Annotated in this window: 29 protein-coding genes and 1 pseudogene; 9 read left to right on the plus strand and 21 right to left on the minus strand. The window is 54.4% G+C overall.

What is annotated here, in order from left to right:
- Nucleotides 1-89 precede the first annotated feature (89 nt).
- From ACLQ7H_RS21410 to ACLQ7H_RS21440, 7 genes are all read right to left on the minus strand, one after another.
- The gene (locus tag ACLQ7H_RS21410) at nucleotides 90-557 is read right to left on the minus strand and encodes a hypothetical protein (protein WP_411754399.1); all 468 of its coding nucleotides are present in this window, start codon (nucleotides 555-557) and stop codon (nucleotides 90-92) included.
- A gap of 780 nt (nucleotides 558-1,337) precedes the next feature.
- A complete protein-coding gene (locus ACLQ7H_RS21415) occupies nucleotides 1,338-1,745 on the minus strand; it encodes a hypothetical protein (RefSeq protein WP_411754400.1) in 408 nt (135 codons plus the stop codon).
- Nucleotides 1,714-1,899 carry a polymorphic toxin type 43 domain-containing protein gene (locus tag ACLQ7H_RS21420; protein WP_138106379.1) on the minus strand — a complete coding sequence of 62 codons (186 nt, stop codon included), beginning with the start codon at nucleotides 1,897-1,899 and terminating at the stop codon, nucleotides 1,714-1,716. Before ACLQ7H_RS21420 ends, ACLQ7H_RS21415 begins: the two co-directional genes overlap by 32 nt.
- Before the next feature lie 390 nt (nucleotides 1,900-2,289).
- Entirely contained in the window at nucleotides 2,290-2,556 is a 267-nt protein-coding gene (locus tag ACLQ7H_RS21425) for a hypothetical protein (protein ID WP_173409033.1), read from the minus strand.
- Complete coding sequence (locus ACLQ7H_RS21430) at nucleotides 2,553-4,124, minus strand: type VI secretion system baseplate subunit TssF (RefSeq protein WP_411754401.1); 1,572 nt, start codon at nucleotides 4,122-4,124, stop codon at nucleotides 2,553-2,555. The genes ACLQ7H_RS21425 and ACLQ7H_RS21430 overlap by 4 nt, the downstream gene beginning before the upstream one ends.
- Before the next feature lie 18 nt (nucleotides 4,125-4,142).
- Nucleotides 4,143-5,171: a type VI secretion system baseplate subunit TssG gene (tssG, locus tag ACLQ7H_RS21435; protein WP_411754402.1), complete on the minus strand. Its 1,029-nt coding sequence runs from the start codon at nucleotides 5,169-5,171 to the stop codon at nucleotides 4,143-4,145.
- Nucleotides 5,168-6,202: a type VI secretion system baseplate subunit TssF gene (locus tag ACLQ7H_RS21440; protein ID WP_411754403.1), complete on the minus strand. Its 1,035-nt coding sequence runs from the start codon at nucleotides 6,200-6,202 to the stop codon at nucleotides 5,168-5,170. Before ACLQ7H_RS21440 ends, tssG begins: the two co-directional genes overlap by 4 nt.
- Here ACLQ7H_RS21440 and ACLQ7H_RS21445 point away from each other — a divergent pair.
- A complete protein-coding gene (locus ACLQ7H_RS21445; protein WP_411754425.1) occupies nucleotides 6,196-6,699 on the plus strand; it encodes a hypothetical protein in 504 nt (167 codons plus the stop codon). The genes ACLQ7H_RS21440 and ACLQ7H_RS21445 overlap by 7 nt on opposite strands.
- A 24-nt stretch (nucleotides 6,700-6,723) precedes the next feature.
- Nucleotides 6,724-7,047 carry a type VI secretion system baseplate subunit TssF gene (locus ACLQ7H_RS21450; protein WP_411754404.1) on the plus strand — a complete coding sequence of 108 codons (324 nt, stop codon included), beginning with the start codon at nucleotides 6,724-6,726 and terminating at the stop codon, nucleotides 7,045-7,047.
- On the opposite strand, the gene tssC is transcribed toward ACLQ7H_RS21450, so the two are convergent.
- Nucleotides 6,932-7,810, minus strand: coding sequence for a type VI secretion system contractile sheath large subunit (gene tssC / locus ACLQ7H_RS21455; protein WP_411754405.1), 879 nt, complete (start codon nucleotides 7,808-7,810; stop codon nucleotides 6,932-6,934). The genes ACLQ7H_RS21450 and tssC overlap by 116 nt on opposite strands.
- Between tssC and ACLQ7H_RS21460 the strand changes: the two are divergent.
- Nucleotides 7,809-8,075 (plus strand): annotated as a pseudogene (locus ACLQ7H_RS21460) (hydroxyacid dehydrogenase); the annotation flags it as partial. The gene tssC and the pseudogene ACLQ7H_RS21460 sit on opposite strands and share 2 nt — an antisense overlap.
- Nucleotides 8,076-8,184: 109 nt before the next feature.
- Here ACLQ7H_RS21460 and ACLQ7H_RS21465 read toward each other — a convergent pair.
- From ACLQ7H_RS21465 to ACLQ7H_RS21520, 12 genes are all read right to left on the minus strand, one after another.
- The gene (locus ACLQ7H_RS21465; protein WP_411754406.1) at nucleotides 8,185-9,684 is read right to left on the minus strand and encodes a helix-hairpin-helix domain-containing protein; all 1,500 of its coding nucleotides are present in this window, start codon (nucleotides 9,682-9,684) and stop codon (nucleotides 8,185-8,187) included.
- A 30-nt stretch (nucleotides 9,685-9,714) separates the two neighbouring features.
- Nucleotides 9,715-11,292 carry a PP2C family serine/threonine-protein phosphatase gene (locus tag ACLQ7H_RS21470; RefSeq protein ID WP_411754407.1) on the minus strand — a complete coding sequence of 526 codons (1,578 nt, stop codon included), beginning with the start codon at nucleotides 11,290-11,292 and terminating at the stop codon, nucleotides 9,715-9,717.
- Entirely contained in the window at nucleotides 11,292-12,332 is a 1,041-nt protein-coding gene (locus ACLQ7H_RS21475) for a TerY-C metal binding domain-containing protein (protein WP_411754408.1), read from the minus strand. The genes ACLQ7H_RS21470 and ACLQ7H_RS21475 overlap by 1 nt, the downstream gene beginning before the upstream one ends.
- Nucleotides 12,333-12,427: 95 nt before the next feature.
- Nucleotides 12,428-13,066, minus strand: coding sequence for a vWA domain-containing protein (locus ACLQ7H_RS21480; RefSeq protein ID WP_021807360.1), 639 nt, complete (start codon nucleotides 13,064-13,066; stop codon nucleotides 12,428-12,430).
- Nucleotides 13,063-13,707, minus strand: coding sequence for a TerD family protein (locus ACLQ7H_RS21485; protein WP_411754409.1), 645 nt, complete (start codon nucleotides 13,705-13,707; stop codon nucleotides 13,063-13,065). The genes ACLQ7H_RS21480 and ACLQ7H_RS21485 overlap by 4 nt, the downstream gene beginning before the upstream one ends.
- A gap of 20 nt (nucleotides 13,708-13,727) precedes the next feature.
- Nucleotides 13,728-14,366 (minus strand): vWA domain-containing protein, encoded by a 639-nt coding sequence (locus ACLQ7H_RS21490; RefSeq protein ID WP_411754410.1) that lies wholly within the window; start codon nucleotides 14,364-14,366, stop codon nucleotides 13,728-13,730.
- A gap of 412 nt (nucleotides 14,367-14,778) precedes the next feature.
- Nucleotides 14,779-15,252 (minus strand): tellurium resistance protein TerW, encoded by a 474-nt coding sequence (locus ACLQ7H_RS21495; RefSeq protein ID WP_411754411.1) that lies wholly within the window; start codon nucleotides 15,250-15,252, stop codon nucleotides 14,779-14,781.
- A 2-nt stretch (nucleotides 15,253-15,254) separates the two neighbouring features.
- On the minus strand, nucleotides 15,255-16,211 hold the full coding sequence (locus ACLQ7H_RS21500) for an HpcH/HpaI aldolase/citrate lyase family protein (RefSeq protein WP_411754412.1): 957 nt from the start codon (nucleotides 16,209-16,211) through the stop codon (nucleotides 15,255-15,257).
- Entirely contained in the window at nucleotides 16,211-17,290 is a 1,080-nt protein-coding gene (locus ACLQ7H_RS21505) for a cysteine protease StiP family protein (protein ID WP_411754413.1), read from the minus strand. Before ACLQ7H_RS21505 ends, ACLQ7H_RS21500 begins: the two co-directional genes overlap by 1 nt.
- A gap of 1 nt (nucleotide 17,291) precedes the next feature.
- The gene (locus tag ACLQ7H_RS21510) at nucleotides 17,292-18,065 is read right to left on the minus strand and encodes a hypothetical protein (RefSeq protein ID WP_411754414.1); all 774 of its coding nucleotides are present in this window, start codon (nucleotides 18,063-18,065) and stop codon (nucleotides 17,292-17,294) included.
- Nucleotides 18,058-19,188: a phosphoribosyltransferase domain-containing protein gene (locus ACLQ7H_RS21515; protein ID WP_411754415.1), complete on the minus strand. Its 1,131-nt coding sequence runs from the start codon at nucleotides 19,186-19,188 to the stop codon at nucleotides 18,058-18,060. The genes ACLQ7H_RS21510 and ACLQ7H_RS21515 overlap by 8 nt, the downstream gene beginning before the upstream one ends.
- Before the next feature lie 3 nt (nucleotides 19,189-19,191).
- Entirely contained in the window at nucleotides 19,192-20,256 is a 1,065-nt protein-coding gene (locus ACLQ7H_RS21520) for an ATP-grasp domain-containing protein (protein WP_411754416.1), read from the minus strand.
- 324 nt (nucleotides 20,257-20,580) lie between these two features.
- On the opposite strand from ACLQ7H_RS21520, the gene ACLQ7H_RS21525 reads away from it, so the two are divergent.
- From ACLQ7H_RS21525 to ACLQ7H_RS21550, 6 genes are all read left to right on the plus strand, one after another.
- A complete protein-coding gene (locus ACLQ7H_RS21525) occupies nucleotides 20,581-21,168 on the plus strand; it encodes a TerD family protein (protein WP_411754417.1) in 588 nt (195 codons plus the stop codon).
- Nucleotides 21,168-22,328, plus strand: coding sequence for a TerD family protein (locus tag ACLQ7H_RS21530; RefSeq protein ID WP_411754418.1), 1,161 nt, complete (start codon nucleotides 21,168-21,170; stop codon nucleotides 22,326-22,328). The genes ACLQ7H_RS21525 and ACLQ7H_RS21530 overlap by 1 nt, the downstream gene beginning before the upstream one ends.
- A gap of 23 nt (nucleotides 22,329-22,351) precedes the next feature.
- The gene (locus tag ACLQ7H_RS21535) at nucleotides 22,352-22,807 is read left to right on the plus strand and encodes a tellurite resistance TerB family protein (protein ID WP_411754419.1); all 456 of its coding nucleotides are present in this window, start codon (nucleotides 22,352-22,354) and stop codon (nucleotides 22,805-22,807) included.
- A 23-nt stretch (nucleotides 22,808-22,830) separates the two neighbouring features.
- Nucleotides 22,831-23,874, plus strand: coding sequence for a TerC/Alx family metal homeostasis membrane protein (locus tag ACLQ7H_RS21540; RefSeq protein ID WP_121608142.1), 1,044 nt, complete (start codon nucleotides 22,831-22,833; stop codon nucleotides 23,872-23,874).
- Between the two features lie 54 nt (nucleotides 23,875-23,928).
- Entirely contained in the window at nucleotides 23,929-24,507 is a 579-nt protein-coding gene (gene terD, locus ACLQ7H_RS21545) for a tellurium resistance membrane protein TerD (RefSeq protein ID WP_411754420.1), read from the plus strand.
- A gap of 74 nt (nucleotides 24,508-24,581) precedes the next feature.
- Nucleotides 24,582-25,157: a TerD family protein gene (locus ACLQ7H_RS21550; RefSeq protein ID WP_411754421.1), complete on the plus strand. Its 576-nt coding sequence runs from the start codon at nucleotides 24,582-24,584 to the stop codon at nucleotides 25,155-25,157.
- 259 nt (nucleotides 25,158-25,416) lie between these two features.
- Here the strand turns inward: ACLQ7H_RS21550 and ACLQ7H_RS21555 are convergent.
- The coding region (locus ACLQ7H_RS21555) for a hypothetical protein (protein WP_411754422.1) at nucleotides 25,417-25,667 on the minus strand (251 nt) is incomplete at its 5' end.

The following is a 25,667-nucleotide window of genomic DNA, read 5'->3' on the forward strand; positions in this document are numbered from 1 at the left end:
CACCTTTGTTCTATCATATACTCTTAATACAGCAGTTCATCCCTTAGTAGATCCTAATTATTTATTAAAGGATAAACTATAAAATTAAGTTATATTTTATAAGCAATAAAACCATTGGTATCATTCCAGTTCATTGCTTTCTCTATCTCTTCTATTAGTTCGTTAACATTATTGATGCAAATCACTTTCTTTATGTTGTCTATGATGTCTTCATCAAATGAAATAGCAGCTATCCATGAGTCTATATTAGGTAATTCATCGGTGATGAATTTTTTTAAATAGTTATTAGATACTAGGTGATTATTAACATCCTGCTCCCACTCATATATCGAATTATCGTCAATTGAATATATTGAGTAATTATCTAACTCTACATTTTGAGGTAATAAAATCTCGTATGATGGAGAGTGGTCGGGGGAGGCGAATTTCAGTGTATCCATCCAAGAATATTTTTTGGGGAATTGGGAGAAACTCTCCCTCCCCCATGATATTAGGTCTTCTTTTAAATGACAAACATCATTACCCTTCGGTAAAAATAAATCCACATAGATATCCATACTATTTCCCTTGCGTTGCTGTGTTAAATGGAAGCATTTGGTTACCTTTCGTTCTTAACCAAATTTTCCCGTCAAATACAAAAGGGTGCTGGTGAGGGTTTGGATGATGATGAGGCTTGCCATGATCCCCCCAGTGAACTTCGCTTATAGGTACGGGTTGCCCATTAGCTAAAGGCTATGTATTTTCTGGGAATTCAGCTGACTGTCTATACACTCCACCACCTTCCGAGCTTACTTTACCTCCTAGAACCGTGTGCGCTCTTCCTTCAGCATCGAGATGAGGGAGCGGTATATCCTGACCGTTAACACGTTGCTTGGCTAATTCAATAGGATTTCCATTTTAGTCTCTCGGTATATAAATATTTTCTTGTGCCTACGTATTTCAGGTTTTGGACTTCTATTTACTATAGCTTGATTATCAAACCTAGGGAGTCCTTTTAAACCTAGAGGTTCTACCCAACCAACCGGATTTACATCAACATTGAGCCCACCCGCCAACCCTATCAGAGCCGCCAGAAAATAACACCAAACACCCACCGGTTAAGGTAGTAATTCTGCCCGCTTTCCGCATTTTCTTACTGTGCTTGGCTGAATGGGAGTGGGTTGGCCGGTAGCGTTGGGGCTGGTGGTAAGATTAGCCTAGGCGAGGTCGTTATCAACGCTGTGCAGGCGGTATTGGTAGTGTAATAATGAGGTTCAGCCCTGAGTTTGAACTCCCATTCTCAAGGCTGTAATTCAGTTTTTTTACTTCATTTATTGCATTAATTATATAAAAATAAATTACATATCCTTTAAATATTTCCTAGCTAAATGTCGGCTGCGCTGGGGGTGAGATTTATCCAACACAATTAGTTCCAATATCTCTTTTAATTTAATTTTTTCATCCAAACTGATGAGCTCTAGCCATTGCAATGCAAGGCTTGACCAATATTTTGACTCACTACAAAGAGCATGTTTTAAAAGTTCATTATATGGAAAATCATCACCAAGCTTCTCCTTGGTTGGCTGAGGTGAGCATTCCAAAATAGGGAAGGAAAACCAAAAGTCATCGCTGGTTTTAAGGGGGAGGATCTTGTTATTGGACATGACGACCCATTGCCCATCATTCAATAAGCAGATACCATTCCCATTCCTCATGGTCAGTTTTTTTTCACTATTACTCATTTTTCCACCTTTGATGTTTGACATCAATTCCGTACTCTTTCATTTGGTTAACAAATTTATCACGAAGTTCTAATGTCCAGCGTTCTCCATAGTGTCCACTGTGCTCATTTGTAAGAAATCCCCCATTTTGTCCTCGTCTAAACATTCCACCTAAAACTTCTGTTCTATCTGATTTTATAGCTTCTGCAACATTTTCATGAGGTGAATATAAGGGGGTGGATCTTTATGGCATCCTACGGAAAATTTTCCTATTTTAGGGTCATAAACATATTCTATTGCTTTATTTGCTGGCGGAGAATAATGACGAATTGCCCCAGATGATTTTGATGCAGGCTCTAGTCCAAAAATGCCGCTAGTTGCAAGCTATTAACTTCATGTTTAACCATATATACTTTCCTTGTTGAGATATCAGAAACAGGCACATCATCATCAATGATAATGTGCTTCCTTATTCGAACGATTAACTTAAAAATAATCCTTAGCCGTTACTGAGTTGAAATTCTCAGCGTTCAAGGTTTGTTTAGGCTTACAACTAAAGAGCGATCAGAGGACCGCTCTTTGGTTATTACTATAATTCATGAAGATTCTTATAGGAGTCTCTAATTAAAACGTCTATGTACTCATCAGGTACCGCACAAACTACTCCAGTTAAACCTTTTTCTTCACTTCCTACGCAGACTAAAGAATCTTCGGTTTCTTGTATGTCATTAATAAAATCATCTAAATAATTACTTGCTATAGGTTGCCATTTTCCGCATAGATGGAAATTATCTGGTTGCGGGTCAAGTATCTTACCGACGGCTTCTTTTTTCCAAAAAACTGTAAGTTCACTCATTCTTTTGTTCTCACTCTATCGATTATCTCGAATCCTGATTTACTCTTACCCTCAGCTGGAACATATAAATCTTTGATTCCAAATTCTTTCATATCTTCATCACCGAACCGTTTTGTCCTACCCCCACGTTGAATTAGTTCTAGATTGAAGTCAATCCCTCCTGAGCGAGGGCCTCTGATAGTAATCAACTCAGCAGGAACACCAACTGATCCAAGTTTAGCTAAATTAGCCTCTGCGCCAGCTTTATCAAGAGTTGTTGATATTACTGGGCTACTAGCCCTTCCTCCCTGAGCTTGCTGCATAGCATTTACTGCGACACTAGGATCATCAGACGTCATACGTCTCATTAAACGATGACGTTCTCTATTAGCTTGCAATAAGCTGCGACCTTTTAATCTTTGATCCAAAAAAGCGCCACCTAGAAGAATATCTGATGAATTATTAATAGGTTGAACTCTATACACTTCGACCAGGTCATTCTGTAGTTTCTCTACCCCTTCAAATCCGTTACTGTCTACCTTAAACAGCCCCAACGGATCTACCCAACCCACAGGGTTTCCATTGACATAAGCATACCCATTTAACCCGCCCAGCAATCCCACCGGATCCGCCGTCAAATACCGCCCAACACCCGGATCATAATACCGGTTCAGGTTGTAATACAGCCCGCTTTCCGTATCTTCGTACTGCCCCTGAAAACGCAGTGGGTTGTTCACCTTCGGTTGCGGGTGTTCATCCCGTGAGTCTGGCGGTGTCCATTCCTCCGTCAGTTGCCCATAGGCGCTGTACTGCCCTCGCCATACGGTATTGCCCTGGCTATCTGTCAGGCTATGCGGTGTGCCTAGATGGTCATTCTGGTACCAATAGGTCCTGACCTTCGGGCTATTCACCCGTGATGAGCCTACTATCGTCGCCATCGGTCGGTGGCTGTCCGCAGTGGGCCGTGGGGAAGACAATACCGTTTCCAGCACCCATTGTCGTCCTTCCACCTGTAGCACGGGGCGGTCCTGATGCTGTTCACACCACAGGGTCAGCGTTGCTGCCACCTGTGGATCGTCGCCCAGAAACAGCGACAGCGGCTGGGTTGGCCAACTGCCACCCGGCCCCTGGTACTGAAACGTCAGGCGGATCTCGCTGTGGGAGTGGGTGACCAGCAACTGTCGGTCAATCAGGGCCAGCGGCTGCAGCGTCAAGGCATGGCAGGTCTGGAACACCTGCGCACGTCCGTCGGACAACAGGGAGAGCGATTCTCCGGCGGGCAAGGTTAACGGCGCATCCAGCGTACTGGCTTTGGCGCTGACGTTCACCACGCCACAGGCCGGAATAGGCCGCAGGGGGAAGGGCCAGGTACGCGCAAGATGCCCCTGCGTGACCTCGGGGAAGCCGTCCTCCAGGCGTTGACGCAGCCCGGCATTCAGCATTGCCGCCCCCTGGATCAGGCATTCCACGTCCGGATCGCCCGCATGGCGGCCCAGTTGCGCGGCCAGTGCGGGTTTTTCCTGCCCCACCTTGTCCGCCAGCGCACGCAGGAAGGCATGTTCCTCTCTGAGATGATCGGTAAAGTTCATATCAATCCTTGACGTTGGCTACCTGCGCACAGGCAACAGGGTGTAGGGTTTCTCTTCGGGCTGCCCCACAAAGGTGGTCCACCCCAACTGGGTCCGCTGTGTGTCGCCGAGCCTCAGCCCCCCGGCTTGATGCCGTGCCAGCGTCAGGCGCAGATCCCAGACCAGCGGTTCGCGCAGGATGTACTCGACAAAATTGACCAGCAGGCGGTGCTGTTTACCGTCAGGTAAAAACGACAGGTACTGTTCCTGCGTGAGCTCATTGATCGACAGTTGAAATTTGACGCTGCGATCGCGCATCCGGCTACCGATCACAAAGTTACCCCCTAGCAGCGACCGGGGTTGATGGCGTTGCCCGCGTACGGCGGTGACCTGCCCCAGGCGATTTTGCTGCTCGTCACTCAGCGTCATGACGTGGGGCATACAAGACTGTACCGTCACGTCCGGGAGTGAAAAGAAGTGACCGACCAGGCGGGCGATCACCTCCGGCGAGCGGCCCGGTGAGGCCAGCAGACCGGCGTAGGCCAGCATGGCTTCGGCGTTGATCCCCAACTGCTCTCGCGTTTGCGGATGGCCCAGGCCTATCAGGGCAAAAATACGCCCCGAGGTGGCATCGCGGCCTCCCGGTTTGAAGGTGATCTCATAGCGGTATTTGCGCCAAATCTGGTGCGCCAACGACAGGGGCCGATGGTTGAACACCGCCAGAAAATCGTTGAGCCGCGTTTCTCCCTGCGCCGTGCTCCCGGCAATGTCATCCAGGTAGTAATAGGGCAAGGGCGACTGGCTGCCCTGCAGGCCCAGAAAACTCACCTCCAGGCGCAGCGGCCCACCCGGTTCATGTTGCAACGCCACCACATCGCTGGCGGCATAGCCCAACCCGGCGGCGGCGGTAAAGCGCAACGCCTCCCGGTTCGGCGGCAGGCCGAGCGTGCGGGCCGGATCGAGGCCTGCCAGCCGGTTCAGTCCTTCCACCAGGCGGTAGAAGTCATACTGGCTAACGTTATCGGCGATAACCTGGAGCTGCTGCTCCTGCTCTGCACTGGGGATCATAGAAAGCGGTAACACTCCTGATTATCTTGGTTAACCACGGTAAGGGTATGGAAATGGTTGACGCTGGCACGCTGGGCCAGGAACCGTGCCAGCACCCGGCCATACAGATAGAGCTCGCCTTCCGAGTCAAACGCCCCTTGGACCCGCACGTGGTAATACCCCGCGTCTTGTTGCTGGCTGAAGCGTTCAAACGGCGCGTAGTGGCGGGGGGTATCACTCAGAACTGATACGCCGGTCACTTCATCCACCGAGAACACGTCGTAATCCTCGGGATGGCGCACGCTGGGGAATAGCGGCAGCTCTGACTGCGTGCCATCGAGGTTGACCCCGTCAGCGTAATGGCTAAACAGGTTGATGGCGGGCGTGCAATGCAGGCGCACCGTCTGGCGGTTGATAACCAGGGCAGACGGTAAAGGTCGGGAGAACGTGAACCGCAGGGTAAAGCCGTGAGAGGCTGATAGCGGAGGTAGGCTGGGGAACCCCGTCACGTCCATAAATAAAAAGGCGTTGGGGAAACAGGCGTGCTCCTGCAGCAAGCGATAGCCGGGATCGGCATTCTGTGGCCAGGGCAGCAGGGCCTCTTCGTCGTTGAAACCGACCGGGGTGAGCGCCAGCTCAGGCAGCGGCCACGTCTTTCCCCCCACTTCCAGCGTGGCCCCACTCAGGTATTCACTCAGCCACAAATGCAGCTGTTGCCCGGTGTGCAGGTCTTCCCCCAGATACAGCCGCAGGCCGTCCAGGCTAGTGAGATCCAGCGGCCGATCCGCCGTGGTAACCAGTTGCAGACACAGGCTGTCATTGCCGTGCCGCTGCTCGCGGCTTACCGCCTGCACCTGTAACGGCCACAGCTGGGTATCACGGCAGGTGCGAAAATGGCACCGCAGCGTCTCTTTACCGGTCGTCACCGGCAGCGGGATACTGACCACCGTGGCCCCCTTGGCGATCTGGGGGCAAGCCTGCGCGGGATCCGACAGGTAACCTGCCCGCCCGCTACTATGCGGCGCTGGGGCGTTGGCAAGAAAAGATCCCAACCGAGACGCTGCTGTCGGACCAGTGGCAGTACTCCTTGTCAATGGCCGGGTTTATTCCGCTTGGGGTGCGCAAGCAAGGGCAGGACGTGGTGTTTTATTCGGCCAACTCAATCCAGTCGCCGCAATACACCGACCTCACGCCTGAGGGGATGAACGCCCGGGTCAATGACCAACTGGGGGCGCAACTGCCTTACCTGTTTATCATTACCCGGTTGGCGCACACCATCAAGGTATTGCAGCGTGAGCGGCTGGGGAGTTGGCGCAATCGGGGTGACCTGCAGCATCAGCTCAACAACTGGTTAAAACGCTTTGTCTCCGATCAGGAGAACCCGCCAGCCAGCGTACGCAGCCGCCGCCCGTTACGTGCTGCACGCATTGAAGTGCAGGAAGTCGCGAATGATCCCGGCTGGTATCTGACACAACTGCATGTGCAGCCGCATTTCAAACACATGGGCTCGAACTTCGTCCTCGCCTTGACCGGGCGTCTGGATAAATAACCTCCAAGACAGGATGTCTACAGCATGAACCGGGATAAACATCGGCAATTCCCTCCAGCCCGTCGGCGCAAAGCGCTACACCAGGCTGCCGAGGTGCTGCAACAAACACATGCCCCGCTGGTTTCCTTCCTGACCGCACCCAACCACGACCCCGATGTGGAGCGGCAACTGGAGGGCATGGCCTGGATGACCGGGCAGTTAGAGGGGCAGTTGGCAGACCAGCTACCTAACCTCACCCACCATATGCTGACCCTGTTGTGGCCCTATTTTCTGCGGCCCACGCCGAGCATGACCGTGCTGGAATGGCAGCAGGATTACGGAACGCCCCGCCGCTCTCCGCCCCGATAATATTCGGGCACCAGCGATAACGGGCAAAGCTGCCCGCCAGGCAGAGCGCCAGTAACCAGGCGCTGTTGCCCCACAGCAGGTGCTGATGGGAAGTGACCTGTTCCTGATAGACAAACTGCCTGACCTGCTGTGACGTCTGGGTATAAGGCTCGCGCTGCAAAAAACGGCACACGGTCAGCCCCAGATAGCGGGCATCGGGAGTTGCTCGTAGCGCCTGCCAGCGCAGATGTGTCGGTGCAGCCATGACCGCATCCAAGTCAAGAATGGCGGGCAGCTCGGCGAGTGAATCAACGCCGAAGAAGGTGGCGTCTGCCGCCGCAAGAAACGGCGCGTGCGCCATGGCGCTGACCACGCTGAGGTAGTGCAGCAGTTTGATATCGGCGGCACCGGGGGTGAAATCATAGCAGCCAATCACCGCCGCCACCGGCACCCCACCAAACTGGCCATAGCCTGCCGAATAGACATGCTGGTAATAGCCCGAGGAGGTAATCTCGGTGGAGAATTCGAAATCCGCTAGCAGCTCTTCCTGGGTGGCATTGAGCAACGTCAGTTGAATGTTTTCATGAAACGGGATGTTATCGACCAGCAGAGCCAGCCCGCGCCAGGTTGATTCCAGGCTCTGAAACGCCGGAGCATGCAGGATCGCATCCATCTGGGCACTCAGGCGTTGATCCAGTTCCCGCAGCAGGCGGTCAATCAGCAGAATGTTGAGGGTGATGCCACGGCCTTGTTCCGGTACAGCATTGTAAAGCGGAGGCGGCATGACAGATAAACACTTCACCCAATCCCCGGCAGGCGAATTTGTTATGTTTGCCAGCGGCGATGGAAAAGTGCGTGTTGAATGTCGCTTTGAAAGCGATACCCTGTGGCTATCACAGGCAATGATCTGCGAACTATATGGCAAAGCTAAAGCGACCATCAGCGAACACATCACGAATATATTTGAAGACGGTGAACTGGTCGAAAATTCAGTTGTTCGGTTTTACCGAACAACTGCCAGTGATGGGAAAAACTATCAGGTTCAATATAAAAGGATATTGCCGGTTTACTACAGTGGAAAACCGACGCTAACAAGTAGCCTTGAATGCCCCCGATCGCCACAAGCAAAATTATTAGGGGGCATCACTCATCCAACCGCTAGTTCGCCACCAACTGCACCACCACCAGCCTACCGCCTTCCTCGGTAGAAAGCACGAACTGAGCCCCATCGTTCAGCGCCAGCTTGTCGCCGATCGCCACCGGGGTTTTATCCGGCAAGGAGAGCAGCCCGCCGATCCCTTCATTCACCAGCCACCACTGATCGTTATGGAACACGAAATAGCCCACGCGTTTTTTCTGCGCGTCCGGCGTGCGTTCGTTGGGGGCGACCAGGCGGTTAACGTGCCAGGCATAAATCGACTGGCCGCTCCATACCATCAGGCGATGATCGTCGGGGCGGAAGCTCCCGGCTTTACGCGAAGAGTAAAGATTCAGGATCGGCAGTTTGCCTTTGAACGGCGTACCGCAATACGGGCAAGCCGGGTGATTTTTACCGGAGAACACATACCACTTCTGCTCGCAGGCAGCGTTCTGGCACGGCTGGATCAGGTCGACCGTTTTCACCAGCGCCGTTTCCCACTCATCGGCGGTTGGCCGTCTGGTGGGTTCGTGCAGGCCCTCAATAAACGCCCTTTCAAACAACGGCGTCAGGTAGGGACCCATAATGGTGTAGGGCACTTTCTGCGGATCGGCCCAAGGCAGCGAAGAAGGGCTGACCTGGTTGAGTTTGACCGCGTTGCTGTGATCCGTCGGATGCTCAATAAACAGCGCTCTCTCACCCATCGCCAGCGCTTCATCGCGCATCTCATCGTCCATGTCATGGATCTTGCCGCCGCGCAGTGGATGGCGGAAGAAAAGGTACATGTAGATCAGGACGGATAACGCGTGCCTGTCGGTGGCGATGCTTGGCAGAATGCGCTGCGGATCTTCTTTCGGCAGATGGCTGGTTTTCACCACTTCCGGGGCAATAAAGTCCGGCGTGCCGACCACGTCTGGGGGATATTTGCCTGGCACCACCAGCCCGTCGACGTCAATGATGCAGGCGTGCCCTTGCTCGGGGTCGATCAGCACGTTTTTATAGCTCAGATCGCTATGGCACAGGCCAGCGGCGTGCATACGCCGGACGGCTCTGGTCAGCAGCAGGCACACCTTCAGGTAATTCAGGGTGTTGCCACGTTCGCGCGGATCCAGGAACTTGTTCTGGTTATTGGCGCTGGCGAACCATTTACCTTCCTTCTCGCGGCCTTTAATCCCCAGGAAGTCATTATTCTTGGAGCCGTACTTAAAGAAGAAGTGGCTCTGATAGGTGGGCACCACGATGCCGATTTTGCCGTCGTGTTCCACTATGCTGGTCGGCCAACAAAACAGCCCTTGCCAGTAATCGCCACCGGATTGCTCAAAGATGTTCTGCCGGTAACGGCCTGTGATCATCTCGATGCGCTCTTTCGCCTGCTCGTTCTGCGGCTTTTTATAGAACGCCACCACGTATGACTTGTCCGGCGAAAAGTAGACGTCCTTCATCGAGCCGGAGCCGATGATCTCATCGACATACTGGATGGTTTCGCCATCCCTGGTGGTACAGGTAACAATATTTGCCATTTTACTCACCCGCTATGTAGTCCAATCCATTCACCACGCCACGATTAGGGTCCGATCGTCGTGATTGCCCGGGGAGAAGAAGTTCAGCCATTCGGCCAGCCGCTCTGCGGGCTGCGAGGGATCGCTCAGGCAGGGCATCAGCTCGGCGATCAGTTCATCCCACTTCTGGCTATTTTGCAGGCCGTTATCCGTTTCAAACCGGGGATCGGAGACGCCGTCCGTCATCAGTACCAGATGAGAGACCTCGGTCCATTTACCGATGCTGATGCGCTTACTGAAGTTCGCATCGTTCACGGCATCGGCATCCAGGAAACGCGTTTGGCCCGCATATTCGCCGCTGTCTGGCGTACCCAGTACGCGTACTTTACCCACCGGCCCGTAGGCCGCAATGGCACCGTCGCCCAACCAGAAGGAGGCGGCGAACAGCTCGGCCCCGGTACGGAAGGAAACGGTGACCAGCAGCGTGGTCGAATAGGATTTGGCGCTCTCTTCGGCCCGGATGGATTCATTGCTGATAGTGTTGACGGCCATGATCGCGGCCTGGCGGAATAGGCGATTAAACGCTTCCCAGACTATCCGCTGATCGTCGGTTTCCCAGTTTTCAACGCAGGCTTTGAGTTCCAGCCCTTTGTCGCTATTCAACAGGGTAGTCAGGTAGTCGCCCACGGTTTGAGTCGCGATGCGCGAACCTTCGCGAGAGTTTTTAGCGCTACCGGCTCCGTCAGCTACCAACATGACGTTCCAGCCGGTATCGCAATTGCTGGCGATATAAAAGTCATCGTCCCGGAAGGTGCCTGCATGCTCGTGTGAACGCCCCCTGCGGCTGGCCGCCACGATATTCACGCCAGGCCCCTGGATCTGCTGATGGGCGATATGCGGTTTGAAATAGCGCGAATCGGCAGGTGGCTCGAGGATTTTCCACAGGCTGCGCGGGTCGGGGTTAACGATAAAGGGCACTTGGGTGGAGCATTGCGGCGCAGTAGGGCAAGACCAGGTGACCGTGATGTCAAAGTCGCCGCTTTCGGTGGCCGTTCCAGCCAGTGAAGAGGTCGCCGGATCAAAGGTGATGCCGATATCTTTGGCGAACGCGACGGCCAGCACTTCTGCGGTTGTTCCATCATCCAGCACGATATCGATTTCAGAGTGGAAGGGGACGCCGGTGCGGGCATTAGCCACGTTGATTTTTGCCTGCGGCTGAATGTTCTGCGGTGTGCTAATCGGGGTAGCGGTGCCGGACGGGATCTGGCCTGGCTTCAGGTTTTCTTTAGGCAATGTGGCATCTCCTTGCACTTCCAGCGGATCAAACGGACCCTCAGGGGTTGGCAGATCTGCGGTTTGTGGGGCGGCAACAGGGATGTCATCGCTCTTGGTGAGGACCACTTTAGGTTCGTCGGCCAAGGTATCGTCATTGGCAACCAACGGCGGAGCTTCTGTTGTCTCAACCGTTGCGGGGGTCTTGGCCGTCACTTTTGTGATGAGGTTGGTTAGCAAGGTGCCGATCTCATCATCGGCTTGCAGGCTGGCAAGCTGGGCGTCATCCGTCGTTGCGCCCGTTTCTGCCAGGATCAGCATGAGTACGTTCTGGCGCAGTTTATCCACGTCTTGCATCAGCCTTTCCCTCGCGTCACGTCGAAATCAGAGTCGCCGCCGTTTTCCCTGAACGTCAGCCCCTTATCGCACCATGGGCAGATAACGTCATCGGGCCCGTTGACGCACAACAGCTTGCCGCAGCTACACATCGCAAAGGCGCTGGCATTGCCGCAGTACGGGCAACCCGGCACGCCGTGCAGTTCGCTGGTATTGACCTGAATGGTGGATGCCGATTCGTCGCTCCAGGCAAAATAATCCTCATCGATCGGGAAGCAGCCGTTGAGGTTGAAGCCGTTGATGTTGAGCTTGAAATCCAACGAGGAAAGGTTGATGGCCGGGCGTTCGTATTTCATCAGATAAGGGCGGCGTGACTTGCTGCAGCGGCCCGTCAGGGTGACGCAGTTTTCGTCGTAGGCTCTGGCAATATCGTCTTTGGCCAGCCGCACAATGTGATCGGTGTGGGTGAGCAACGGAGGCGCATCCTCCCCCACGCTGCGGCTGTGGGCAGAGACAGACGCGGTGATCCACTTAATAAACTGGGCGAAATCCCCTTCCTGACTGTCGGTGAACAGTAAGACGTTATCGGTCAGCTGCCGCAGGATGTTCATATCCGCCGAAGGGCCAAGGCCGATGGCGATCAGGTTGACCTTGCTGGCGTAGTTTTCTTTCCAGCGCTTGATTTCGGGGGCGGTATCATCCGTTGGGCGGCCATCGGTGAGCAGATACACCACCGGTTTCCAGTCGCCTTTGCGTTCCTGGGTGGTTTTTCTGACCTGTTGATCCAACTGACGGGTGAGTTCCCGCAATGCCGAGCCCAGGTTGGTGCCGCCGCCGATCGGCAGGCGAGGGGGGTAAAACGACACCACCTCCACCAGCGGAACGATGGTTTTTGCCACCCCGGCGAAGGCGATTACCGATATCCAGGCGGTCTCAAGCGCGTGGGGGTCCTTTTTCAGGTCGCTGACGATCCTTTGCAGGCCATCATTCATTTTCTTCAGGCTTTCCCCGATCATGGACTCTGAGCAGTCCAGGACCAGGAAGATGGGCAGTCTTCTCATGGTTAAAAACCTCGTCAGGCGGATGCTTCTTGCAATGCGCGTCAGGGGGCAATGAAAAAACAGGCAAAGCTCCGGGTAGAGGCTTTGCCTGTTGGCTACAGAACCAGCTGTATTTCCGGTGGTGGTGGCGGGAGGTTATCCTGCCCGGCGTTAACACCTGCACTGGAACTGCCTGACGCGACGCTGGCCGACACCCATTTGAAGAAGCCGGAAAAGGCCGTTGAATCCAGAGTTTCGAGGGCCACAACCTGAGAGGTCAGTTGCTTGAGGTGCTCATGTTTGGCCTTCGGCCCGACCGCACAGGCGATAATGGAGCCGAAGGAACGTTTTTTGACTTCTTTGATCGCCTCGCCATAAGCATAGCTGTCTGACGGGGTGCCATCGGTCATCAGGAAGACCAGTGGCCGCCAGTCGCCTTTCTGATCGCCATCGGAGCGGTGGATATCCCGATCGACACATTTGATCAGGCACTCAAGCGCGGCCCCGGTGAAGGTGCCACCCGCGCTGGGGACGACAATGTCGCTGAACTGGAACTCTTCCAATGAGGTTAGCGGGATAAATTCCCGGGCTTCGTTATCAAAGGTGATGATGGAGATATGCACGCTTTCCAGCGCATACGGATCCTGGCGCAGCGCGCTCATCATTGACTGAATGCCCACGTTAACGGCATGGATAGATTCCCCGCGCATCGACCCGGAGGTATCAATCAACAGGTAAACGGGTAATCTTCTCATGGCAGATAGTTCTTCAAGTGGGACACGAAGGAGTCGGACTCGGAAGGTTCACCAATGGCGTTCAGCTTCCAGCCGGTACTTTCACGCACCAACTCGGCAAACAGCATGGAACGCTGGCCATCAAAGGCGGCTCCGCCCGAAAGATCGAAACGCGCCATCTCCACGTTTTTGGCATCCACCGCGCGGATAAAGGCGTTTTGCACCTTGCCGAAGTGCTGCTTCAGCTCCTGGCCGTTATAAATCTGCACGATAAAGACGATTTTTTCGTACTTGGGATCGAGGGAGTTCAACTGGGCGATGATCTGCTCGTCATCACCGTCGCCCGCGCCGGTGCGGTTATCGCCGGTCAGCCAGATGTGGCCAGACTTATGGCGCTGACTGTTGAAGAAAATGATGTCCCCGTTAACTAGCGAAGGCCTGCCGTTTTCCACATCGCCCAGGTCGGCGACTTTGCCTTGGGCATTACACAGGAAGGCGATGACGTCGAGATCATACTCCGGCTCTTTCTTGCCAAACAGACCACCCAGCAAACCTTTCTTCTCTTCATTGATATCCCAGCCGAGCCCAATGGTGACTGAGGAAAGGTCGTGTTCGTTTTTACGCAGGCTGACGCTTTGTCCTTTACGCAAACTGACTGACATAAAATCTCCTTGAAAATGTTTTATAGCACAACGTTAACTTCGGGTGGTGGTGGTGGCAAATCGTCCAGGCCAATGACTTCCTTTTTACCTGACTCGACTTTTTGGCTGCCGACGGAAATGCTGGCCGACACCCATTTAAAGAAGGCTTTGATCGAGGTGGAGTCCGCCGTATCCAGCTGGAGCACGATCTCGGTGATTTCCTGTAGCACTTTGGTTTCGGCGCTGTGGCCAGCGGCACAGGCAACAACCACGCCGGTTCTGGCGGCTTTAAAGTCGCTGACGCCTTTGCGCCAGTCATCTGTTGGCGAGCCATCGGTCATGATGAACACCAGCGGGCGCCAGTCGCCTTTGGTCTCGGCGGTGGTTTTCTGCACTTCGTTGCTGATGCTGGTGGCGACCAGTGAGAGGGCCTCACCCAGCGCGGTGGTGCCGCTGGCCACCAGTTCTGGCAGCTTGAAGCTCAGCAGATCGGTGAGGGGCACTGCCTGGCGTGCGGAAGAATCAAAGGTAATGACGGAAATATAGGCGGTTTCAAGGGCGTAGGGATCTTGTCGTAGGGTGGAGAGCAGCGTTTGCACCCCATTTTTGACCGCTTCAATGGGTTCGCCCGTCATGGAGCCCGAAGTATCAAGTAGCAGATAGACCGGAAGTCTTCTCATCGTATTCCCTTATTGAGTGCCGAATTAACATAATAAGTGTTCTGGTCGTTATCTCAACAGAAATACCCTCGTTTGCGGGAGTAGATTTGCTGATTTTGCGATCGCTTTCGCCCCCTCACCCCAACCCTCTCCCACAGGGAGTGGGAGCCAGCGCGGAGTTGTGGTCGGGTACGGGAGTTGATCTGTAACAGGGCTGATAGAGAGGATGTCGTTGAGTTGTAGCACGGACCGTCCTCTTTTCCACAGGGAGAGGGAGCTGTCCTGCGTTGTGGATTAGTCTGTGTAGCTTCTGGAAGTGGGGAGCCTCAGTGAACTCGATCGTCCCCTTGTCCAAGGTGCGTTACCGAGCTTTCAGATCTACTCGATCGGTCCCCTCTCCCTGTGGAAGAGGGTTAGGGTGAGGGGGAGGGTATTACGGCTTCTGTTTGCTGGCCTGAATGCTGCGTACCAGGTCGTCGATACAGCGCTCGACAACCATATCCACCGCTTCGCTGCGGGTCGTTTCCGTCACTCTGGATAAGCGGTCAATTTTGCGCAGCACCGACATTTTCAATGACAGTGACACGGCTTTCTTCTTCTCTTTATCCAGATAGACCCGGCTGACGGTTTCGCTGGTCTTCAGCTCCGAGTTGGCCGCCAGCGCATCTTGCATACGGCGAAACGTCTTCTTGTCTAAGTTCCCAGGTGCAGTCAACTGATAGGAATGGGTGGCCTTGCGGTATTTGATCTCCGCCTCGTAGGATTCCCTCAATTCCTTAAGCACGCGTGTCAGGGTTGGCCCCGAGCAGTCTAACTCGGTGATGATCTTGTCTGCGGATACGGGTTTACCCGCACTCAGTAAAATGGCCAGCTTATAGATCCGTGCCTGTCGCGTATTGAGTTGCATGATTAATGACTGCCTGCGTTGATGCTAAAGCGGTGGCTTTCCTGAGATGGCTCGTTGGCAATGCCATATACCTGAGCACGCGCCAGGATTTCTGACGCCCAGCGGCGATGGGTTGCCGGCTCGCACATGGTTCCCTGCGATTTAAACACCGCCTGCGAGGAGTTAAGGATCCGCAGCGCATCGGTATGATCGTTGGCCTGCACCATCAACGCCTTTTCGATCTTGCCGATCTGATTCGGATGGATCGCCGTCTTGCCGACCAGGCCATGGGCGATATCGAGCGCCAATTCCCTATCCATAATCTGATGATCGTCAATATGCTCACAAACCGGTGCTGTCAGGGCGAAATCACGCGGAGAAAACACAGCGACCAGCATTTTGATCACATAGCCCATCGGGCCGTCATACAGCGTCAGGTTGCGCGGCCTTCTGAGTGCCACCACGTTCATCAGATCGTTGCCACCGATACGCAGGGCGATGATGCGCCGATAGCACGGATGGTGATGCAGGGTATTGGCTAACTCACGCATTTGCACCACATCAAACACTTCTTCTGTCTCGAGCGTGGGCATCATGCACAGGTGCGAGTCCTGCATCATGTTCCACCAGTAAGGCAGCGAAGCCAGCGTGAATTTGGGCAGCACCAAGCCGTCCACCGCGCTGAAATCCATGCTTGCCAGCAGCTGTTTACCCATTTCTTTATGACGAGGCCGTACGAACACCAGCGGCCAGTGGTCATTGCCCTCCGCGGCCTTGGCCTGGGCCAACGTCTGGGTGAGTTCGCGCAGGTTGTCCAGCGCCTGGGGAATATCTTCGTCGCTGACTGCGTCTTCCAGGCAGACGATCAGCGAGCGTAAACCGGCGATCTTGTTCTTGAGGATCGTATCGGCGATATCCGTTCTGGTGGCGGGCATATAGAGTGAAGCACCCAGCCGCCAAGGGGAAAGTCGTTGGTTCATTAGAGCACCTTCTTGATAATTGTCACCGCACGGTACTGCCCGATCTCATCACCGACTTCGGTAATGGTCAGCCCCTTTTCGCGCGCCAGATAGACCAGCAGCGCAACGTCGGGATCGTCTACCGTACGGACCAAGACGTGATCCGGTACTCTGCGTAGCACAGCGCGCGTAGCCTCTGCGATCCCTGGTTTAATTCGGTTAATGCTGGCAACCTGATATTTTTCAGCCAGGTTGCTGACCACCTGCTCACTTTGTTGTTTCAGGTAAGCCTTTCTCTCTGCATCCTGTGTGCAGGGCTCAAGCGCCGCTGTGTTTAGCGTCGCGCGATACTGTGCCACGGTATCCACCAGCAGACGGCTGCATTCAAACTGGGCGAGATGATCGCACTGTACGCAGCCGTGTAGGCCTTCGCTTGTCCAGATAGAGCGTGAGATCATGCCGGAAACCGGCGCGCCCATAATGCCAAACGGGATCAGCCAGTCATCGTCGCTGGCGGCCAGCCACGAACACCCGCAGGGATCGGCAAGCACCACCAGGCGGGGCTGGGCAGGATAGCCGGGCCGGTTGTTGAGGGAGCGGATCAGTTCGCCGGTAATGGCCCCCTTACCCGTCCAGCCATCGACAAACACTATCCCTTCGGTGCCGTGACGTGCCTCGATCCAGTCGAGCGCCAGCGAGTCGATGCCCCGGTCGCGGATGATGCTGATGCCATAATGATACGACTCTTTACCCATGGCGCGCAGCGTTTGCTGGAGCATTACCCCCAGAGGAACACCGGCACGCACCAGGCTGGCCAGCACAATTGGCGTATCGCCGAACCGTTCAATCAGCGCAAGGGCCAGCATAGACACTTCTTTTGCCAAGCGTCCCGCCCCCTGATCGAGTGCGCGGGCAAACAGGTCGAGGTGTGAAGGGGTCGGCTCCGGTTCCTGGCTCAACATTTCCGAGTAGTGACGGGCACCGGACTGGATCAGCTGTTCTTTCTGATCGACCGGCGTCATGGCCATTTCTACCGGTTGCAGCAGAAAGTGAACGTCCTCGGGCAGGTATGAGCCGGAAAAGGGCACAAAATCAGACATATTACTGCTCTCCGAAAATATGACGGGAGATCGCTTCGGCAAACTGGCTCTGGCGCGGCAGGCCAAACCAGGTGCAAAGCTTCATAAAACGATGATCGCTGAGGCTGTCGCCTAACCCGATAACCGGGAACACGCCGCGTTCAAGGCGCAGTTTTTCCAGGAGGAAGGTCACGGCCAGCCCTTTCTCTACCACGGTCGGCAACCAGGCAACGTTGTTGCTGTTACGGTGGACGTAATAACCGCGGGTAGGGAACAACTGCTCAATCTCATCGGCGATGGCATAAAGCTCGTCCAGGCGGGTGCTATCTCGGTGCTTCATCACCAGATAGACCGGCGTGTCGCCGTACTCATAGTTGATACGCGCCCAGCCATTGATGTTGCGTTCGGCCATCAGCTCGGTGATCTTGCGCTGCATCGCCAGCAGGTTAGCAGCATAAGGTTGCAGTTTTTCCAGCATCAGTGCCTGCCATGCCGGGTCTGCCTGCCCTTGGGGGTTGAGGATCACCGCACCGTGCGTAGTCACCGCCCAAGACTTGAACGGGATGCTCACCCGGGCAATCTCTTCGGTTCCCCGTGCGGTCACCGGGATAAGCTCGGCATGTTCCAGCATCCAGTCCACCAGCATCGACTGCTCTTCAGTCATAAAGCTGCGTGGCTCCAGGCTACGATCCAAGGCGCCGGTGCGATACGGGGCCAGGTCGAGTTCATCGACCATCTTGCGGCGCGTCTGGAACAGGGTGTCGTCCAGATCGGAGAAAATGACCGGCTTATTCATAGCAAACGACCTCAACGCTAGGGGCGACCTGTTTTAACGCCTCAATTAACGCGGGATCAACGCTGGCCGCAGGGGTTTCTATACACAACAGGATCCGGTCAAACTGCTGGTGGGCCACGTTGTAGACAAAGTTGGGGATGCCCAGCCCATAGTTATCGCCAAAGGCGATGGCGGACTGGATGGCGAACCCGGTGGCAATCGGCGAACGGGTGGTGGAGCTGAATTTAACTTCGGCACCCTGTTTTTCCAGGCGTTCAGCCAACAGGAAGGGCTCCCAGACAAACTCGCTGCTGCCCAGCACCAGTAATTTTTCCCCTGGATGCGTCTGAACATCGCGCCCCAGATCCGCACTTGGCGATGAGATGCCCAAGCGGCCCCAGCTTTGTTTACCGGTGATCGGCACGCTGCCGGTGGCCGTAACGTTGACGGCTGGCATCACCGGAACCGGAGCCTCGGGATTTTTTTCCCAGTGCCAGTCACCCTGAACCAGTGACACATACTGGATGGGGATCGGGCTGCGCTGGGCGAGCGCATCGCCGCTCCAGTCGGTCAGCGTGACGGTGATGGCGCGGGCAATGTTGTGTAACCCGGCATCCTGCTGTAAAGCCTGGAGCAGGTTGATGAAGGTATTGCCGGTGGTGGCCTCATCGTCGATCAGCACGACGGTTTTGGCTTCCAGCACTCGGCGGCGCAGTTCGGCATCCTGTGGCAGATAAATCAGGTGGTCGGTGGCGTGGCTGTGGTTTTCTTTGAATTCGCACAGCAGTTCACCCCCCTCAACCGGATGGCGGGTGGAGGTCAGGTATACCGGGTCGCTAACGCTGCCCCGGACTTCGTCAAACACACCGGCCCCGAAGCCGACGGCGGTTTCCGCCATGCCGATAAACAGCACCGGGCCTTGATCACAGGCCGGGAACAGCGCGGCCAATTGCTGATAGACGGCGCGCATGACGCTCGGCTTCACCGGAATATGGCGGCCCAGCACTTTGCTGACGAACAGAAACGCGCGTTTCGGGTTGCGCCTTTCGGCTACGTCAAACAGCTCATCCAGCGCGATCGTGCCGCCCGTTGGGGTTACTTTCAGCGTGCCGCAGGACAGCGTGCGGGAATAGGTATTTAGCATGGGTTAGTCCTTCACCAGCAGGTTGTCGAGCACGGGGTGATGTCTGACGACATCGGTAATAGAGCGGACGATCGCTGGGGAGAATGCGGCTTTGGCCTCATCAATCACTTGCTGCTGGCTCATTACGCCTAGCTTATACAGGGCGAACAGGCCCGGCAGATTGACGCCGCTGAAACGGGTATAGCCGATACCGCCAGACGGGCGCAGGTTGATTTCCAGCAGCACTGGACGCCCGCTGGCGTCGTTGCGGGTTTGCACGTTGACCAGGCCGTCGGCCTGCATTGCGGTGGCGCAGGCTTTAGCGAGTTCAAACGCCTCGCCGTGGTTTTCCAGATATTGCAGCGCCCCTTCTTTTCTACGTGCGACGGCAGCCAGAACCGTGCCCTTATTAACCAACATGTCGACGGAGTATTCAGGGCCAGGCAGGTAAGGCATCAGCACCAGCGGCTCAAACTCGCCAGCGTCCGCCAGCGCGCTGAGGTAGCGCTGTGGGTTCACTTTGCGGTTTTCCGGATGGGTAAAGGCGGCCATCGGGCCCACGCTTTCATCAAAACGCCAAAATCCCATGCCATAAATACCCTTCACCGGTTTGACGCACAGCTGCGCGCCAGAGAAAGGGGAACGGCTAATCAGATCGCGCAGCTCGGCCACCGACTCAATGCGCAGAGAGGGGACGACCGGCAGCCCTTGTCGCTCCATGGCCTGGGCAAATGCCACTTTGTCATCGGCCAGCTCAAACATGGCCTGGCTGGTGGCACCGGTGGTCAGCGTGACACCGGCAGCCTCGATCTGTTGGCGATGGGCTTCGAACCACTGCGTGTTGCGGCCCGTGTGGATGGCCTGGATGCCGCACTGTTCCACCGTAGACAGAATGAAGGGCAATCGCAGCTCGTCTTCTTTCGGCTCGAGCAAGGCGACGTCTGCGTGGGAGAGGATTTCGTTACGTTCATTACGGTGCGAGGCAACCACCGTCACGGCAGTTTGCTTGGCCTTAACCAATGAAACGATGCCCTGAATAATATCCCGCTGGGAAGATAAGCCTTCCATAAGCCACATTTTGAGTGTCATTTTTTGATTTTTACCGTTCAAGGCTTGATGGTTAAAAGGATCGCTGTGGGTTGAGGCCACCCGATGGCGATGTCAATCATAACATGATGTCAGTCGAGAAGTGAAAAGATACGTTGAAAAGTGGCGTAAAATGAATTTTGTAGCCAAAAAGTTACCAGGTGTGAAAAAAATAAAAGCATTAAAAATATAGGCTTAACTAAAATTAAGCCGATAGTCAGCAAAAATGGGGTTGTGCGTGAACACCATCATGATATGATTTTCTACTCATGGAATTTGGTGTAAAAAAATCACTGTTTTCAATACCAACTTGAAGGAACTTAAACCATGGTGTCATTAACCAAGAACCAGACCGTTTCGCTCAGCAAGCAATCATCTGCCATCAACCGGCTGCACTTTGGCCTGGGGTGGGATCCGATCAAGAAGAAAGGCGGTCTGCTGAGCAAAATGTTCGGCGGCGGCAATGATGCCATCGATCTCGATGCTGGCTGCGTATTGCTGGACCAAGATGGCAATACCATCGACACCATCTGGTTCCGCCAGCTTAAGTCTCGCTGCGGTGCAGTGGTGCACAGTGGCGACAACCTGACCGGTGAAGGCGATGGCGATGACGAAGTCATCCTGGTGGAGCTGGCAAAACTGCCGGCGCAGGTGGAATACCTGGCCTTTACCGTCAACAGCTTCCGTGGGCAGTCGTTCAACGATGTGGAAAACGCGTTTTGCCGCGTGGTCGATCAGGCCAAAAAGGAGCTGGCACGTTATGAGCTGAAAGAGCAGGGTGCTCATACCGGCATCGTGATTGCTTCACTTCGTCGTAACAATGGCCAGTGGGATTTTACCGCGCATGGCAAAGCCTGCAGCGGCAGAACCATTGATGACATGCATGCTGACATCGTCGCTACCGTGGTGCGCTAATGAATATGACTCCGGGGGCCAATGCCCCAGTTCCATCTAAAATATTAACGGTGCGCGTGCTGTCCGGCGCACCGGTCGATGCCTCCGCTTTCCGCCTGTATGCCGACGGCAAAGTGAAAGGCGACGCGGACATGATCTTTTATGGTCAGCCCAAGAGCGATGACGCCACGGTTGCCCTGACCCAAGAAGGTCATAACTCCAACTTCGCGATAGACGTCAGCCGCTTGCACCCAGACGTGCAAAAAGTTGCCTTTACGGTGACCTGTGAAGGGGCTAAGACCGTCGCGGGCCTGCAACGTTTGCTGATCCAGATTGAAGCGGATAACGAAGTGCTGCTGGTGGGCACCGTTGAGCTGAATGGCCGCCAGGAAGCCGCCTTGATCCTGGGTGAACTTTACCGTCGTAACAGCGAATGGAAGTTCCGCTTTATCGCTCAGGGCTTCAACGGCGGGCTGAAACCGCTGGCTGAACATTTTGGTGTGGATGTGGCGGATGCTCCTGCCCCGGCTCCAGCGCCAACGCCTGCACCGGCCCCAACGCCGGAGCCAGCCAAAATCAGCCTGAGCAAAGTGTCGTTAACCAAAGAAAAACCGGCCATCAGCCTGACCAAGCGGGATAACTTTGGGGAAATCCGTATCAACCTGAACTGGCATCGCGGCAGCGGCCCGACGGGGTTACGGGCAATGTTCAGTTCGAACAAGGGCGTCGATCTCGATCTCGGGGCGTTTGTCGAAATGGCCAACGGGGAAAAAACGGTGATCCAGGCGCTCGGTAAGCGTTTTGGTGACTACAACCGCGAGCCGTTTGTCCAACTGCAAGGCGATGACCGCACCGGTGATATCTCGGACGGCGAATGGCTGCATATCAACGGGCGCGAATGGAAACATATCCGCGAAGTGCTGGTGTTTGCCTTCATCTACGAAGGGGTCGCGAGCTGGGATAAAACGGACGGCGTTGTCACGTTGCACGTGCCAGACCAGCCACCGATTGAAACCCGCATGTCGGAAGGCCAGAACAACCGCAACATGTGCGCCATTGCGCGCCTGGTTAATGAGAACGGCAGCATCAAGGTTGAGCGTGTTAACCGCTTCTTTAACGGTCACAGTGACATGGATCAGGCTTTCGGCTGGGGTTTCAACTGGCGAGCAGGGTCAAAGTAATCAATTTCACCGAGGATTTCACCATGAGTTTTTTCAACAAGGTTAAAGGGGCATTCAGTGCCAGCCGAGACGAGCTGACCAAGCAGGTCGGTCGTTTCAAGAACAAAAAGTTCATGCAGGGTACCGTGGCCGTGTGCGCACGTATCGCCGTGGCCAGCGGCGGCGTCAGCTCTGAAGAAAAACAGAAGATGATTGGGTTCCTCCAGGCATCTGATGAGCTGAAAGTGTTCGAGACTACTGAGGTCATCGAATTCTTTAACAAACTGATCGCCAGCTTTGAGTTCGATGTCGAAATCGGCAAGGGCGAAACCATGAAGTACATCCTGGCGCTGAAAGATCAGCCGGAAGCGGCCCAACTGGCCATCCGTGTGGGTATCGCCGTAGCCAAAAGCGACGGTGACTTCGATCAGGATGAGCAAAAAGCGGTACGCGAAATCGTGGCTGCTCTGGGTTTTGATGCGGCCGAATTCGGTCTTTAATGTAATATCTTCAGAAGGTTAATATGGTATCCACGCACATCGGCTTCCCGACCGAAACCGTCATTGTTTTCATTGTATTGGCTGTCGGGGCCATTTTTATCGACTTGTTTATGCACCGCGATGACAAGCCTATTTCGCTCAAGAGCGCAGCCCTATGGTCTGTGTTCTGGGTTGCCATAGCGATGGCCTTTGCCGGTTTCCTGTATATCCACCACGGCGCCGAAGTGGCCAGCCTGTTTGTCACCGGTTATGCCTTAGAGAAAGTGCTGTCGGTTGATAACCTGTTTGTCATGATGGCGATCTTCTCCTGGTTCGCGGTGCCGGATCGCTATCGTCACCGGGTGCTCTACTGGGGCATTATCGGGGCTATCGTGTTCCGCGGCATCTTCGTTGCCATCGGTACCGGTTTGCTCAGCCTCGGGCCTTATGTTGAAATTGTCTTTGCGCTGATCGTGGCCTGGACGGCGGTGATGATGTTACGCAGCGGCGATGACGGTGATGAGATCGAAGACTACTCGCAGCACCTGGCGTATCGCATGGTTAAACGGTTCTTCCCGATTTGGCCGAAACTGCGGGGCCACGACTTCCTGTTAAGCCAGAAAGAAGTTGATGAAGAGTTGGCTAAACCGGAAAACAAGGATGTCACTATTGGCCGTGGTGCCAAGGCTTGGAGATATGCGACACCGCTGATGCTGTGCGTGGCCGTGGTTGAGCTGTCCGACGTGATGTTTGCGTTTGACTCGGTACCAGCCATCATCGCGGTGAGCCGTGAGCCGCTGATTGTTTACAGCGCCATGATGTTTGCCATCCTTGGTCTGCGTACGTTGTATTTTGTGCTGGAAGCCCTGAAGCAGTACCTGACGCATCTGGAAAAAGCCGTTATTGTGTTGCTGTTCTTCATTGCGGTGAAACTGGGTCTTAATGCCACCGACCACATCTGGCATCATGGGTACAGCATTTCAGCAACGGCGAGCCTGTTTGTCGTGCTGGGCGTTCTTGCGGTGGGTATTATCGCGAGCGTTATGTTCCCAGGCAAACCCGACGCCGAGGAGAAAAAGGAGAGCTGATCTCCTATCCAGCTGAAATCAATTTGAATGAGTTTAATTTGAGAGGTTAGAACAATGAGTGTTTCTTTATCTAAAGGCGGTAATGTTTCCCTGAGTAAAGCAGCCCCAACCATGAAGAATGTGTTGATTGGTCTGGGTTGGGACGCACGCTCCACCGATGGTCAAGACTTTGACCTGGATGCCTCTGCATTCTTGCTGGCCGCAAACGGGAAAGTGCGCGGCGATGCTGATTTCATTTTTTATAACAACCTGACTTCTTCAGACGGTTCCGTCACCCATACCGGTGACAACCGTACTGGTGAAGGCGACGGCGATGACGAATCCCTGAAAATCAAACTGGATATGATCCCAGCAGATGTCGACAAAATCGTGTTTGTGGTCACTATCCACGATGCGCAGGCTCGTCGCCAGAGCTTCGGCCAGGTATCCGGTGCCTTTATCCGTTTGGTGAACGATGACAACCAGGCTGAAGTGGCCCGTTATGACCTGACGGAAGATGCATCCACCGAAACCGCTATGCTGTTTGGTGAGCTGTATCGCAACAACGCCGAGTGGAAATTCCGCGCGGTAGGTCAGGGTTATGCCGGTGGCTTGGCTTCCGTGTGTGCTCAGTACGGCATCAACGCGTCCTGATCGACAAGCTAGTTAATATGACGGGCAGTACACCACTGCCCGTACCATCCCCCTACAAAGCAGGAGCTATAAAAATGGCAGTTTCTCTCGTAAAAGGCGGTAACGTATCCCTGACCAAAGAAGCACCCACCATGACCATTGCCATGGCTGGCTTAGGTTGGGATGCGCGTGTCACCGATGGCCAAGGGTTTGACCTGGACGCCTCCGTATTTATGGTTGGTGATGACGGTAAGGTGCTGGGCGACAGCAGCTTTATCTTCTTCAACAACAAGAAGAGTGCCTGTGGTTCCGTTGAGCACCAGGGCGACAACCGTACCGGTGAAGGCGATGGCGATGATGAGCAGGTCAAAATTGAGCTGAGCAAAGTCCCCGCTGAAGTCAAGAAACTGGTTTTCGCTGTCACCATCTATGATGCCGAAGCGCGTAAACAGAATTTCGGCATGGTCAGCAACAGCTACATGCGTATCTTCAACAACGATAACGGCACCGAAATCGCCCGCTTCGACCTGTCTGAAGACGCTTCTACCGAAACCGCGATGGTATTCGGCGAGCTGTATCGCAATGGCGCAGAGTGGAAATTCAAGGCAGTAGGTCAAGGTTTTGCTGGTGGTCTGTCCGCTCTGGCTTCGCAGCATGGCGTGAATATCTAAGATTTGCCAGTTGCAGGGGCAGATTAGCTCCTGCAGCTGAGTAGCGCTGGATCAACTCCCTTTTGCGGAGGAAGCCGGTCGATCACGCTACTTGCCTATGGCACCGTACTAGCCCCCTCCCTGTGCTTTCCTTTGGATGAGGGGGCGCTCAAGTTTTGCTGAGATGATCTTCTTTCTTCCAGCAGAGCAGGAGCTTTCAGCTCCCTCTCCCTGTGCGTTATTTTGGATGAGGGGGCGCTCAAGTTCTGCTGAGCTGATCTTATTTCTTCCAGCAGAGCAGAGGGCTTTCAGCTCCCTCTCCCTGTGCGTTATTTTTGGTGAGGAGGCGCTCAAGTTCTGCTGAGATGATCTTCTTTCTTCCAGCAGAGCAGAGGGCTTTCAGCCCCCTCTCCCTGTGGGTGTACAGACCGGGGACATCATGAACACTTGTTCGGGGACATGGTAGACACTTACAACATAGGTATGAGTACTTCTGAGTGGAGCTGCTTATGCCGTGGAATGAGAGATCTG

Origin of the sequence: Serratia sp. (in: enterobacteria), from assembly GCF_046715635.1 — a bacterium.
Classification (GTDB): Bacteria; Pseudomonadota; Gammaproteobacteria; order Enterobacterales; family Enterobacteriaceae; genus Chania.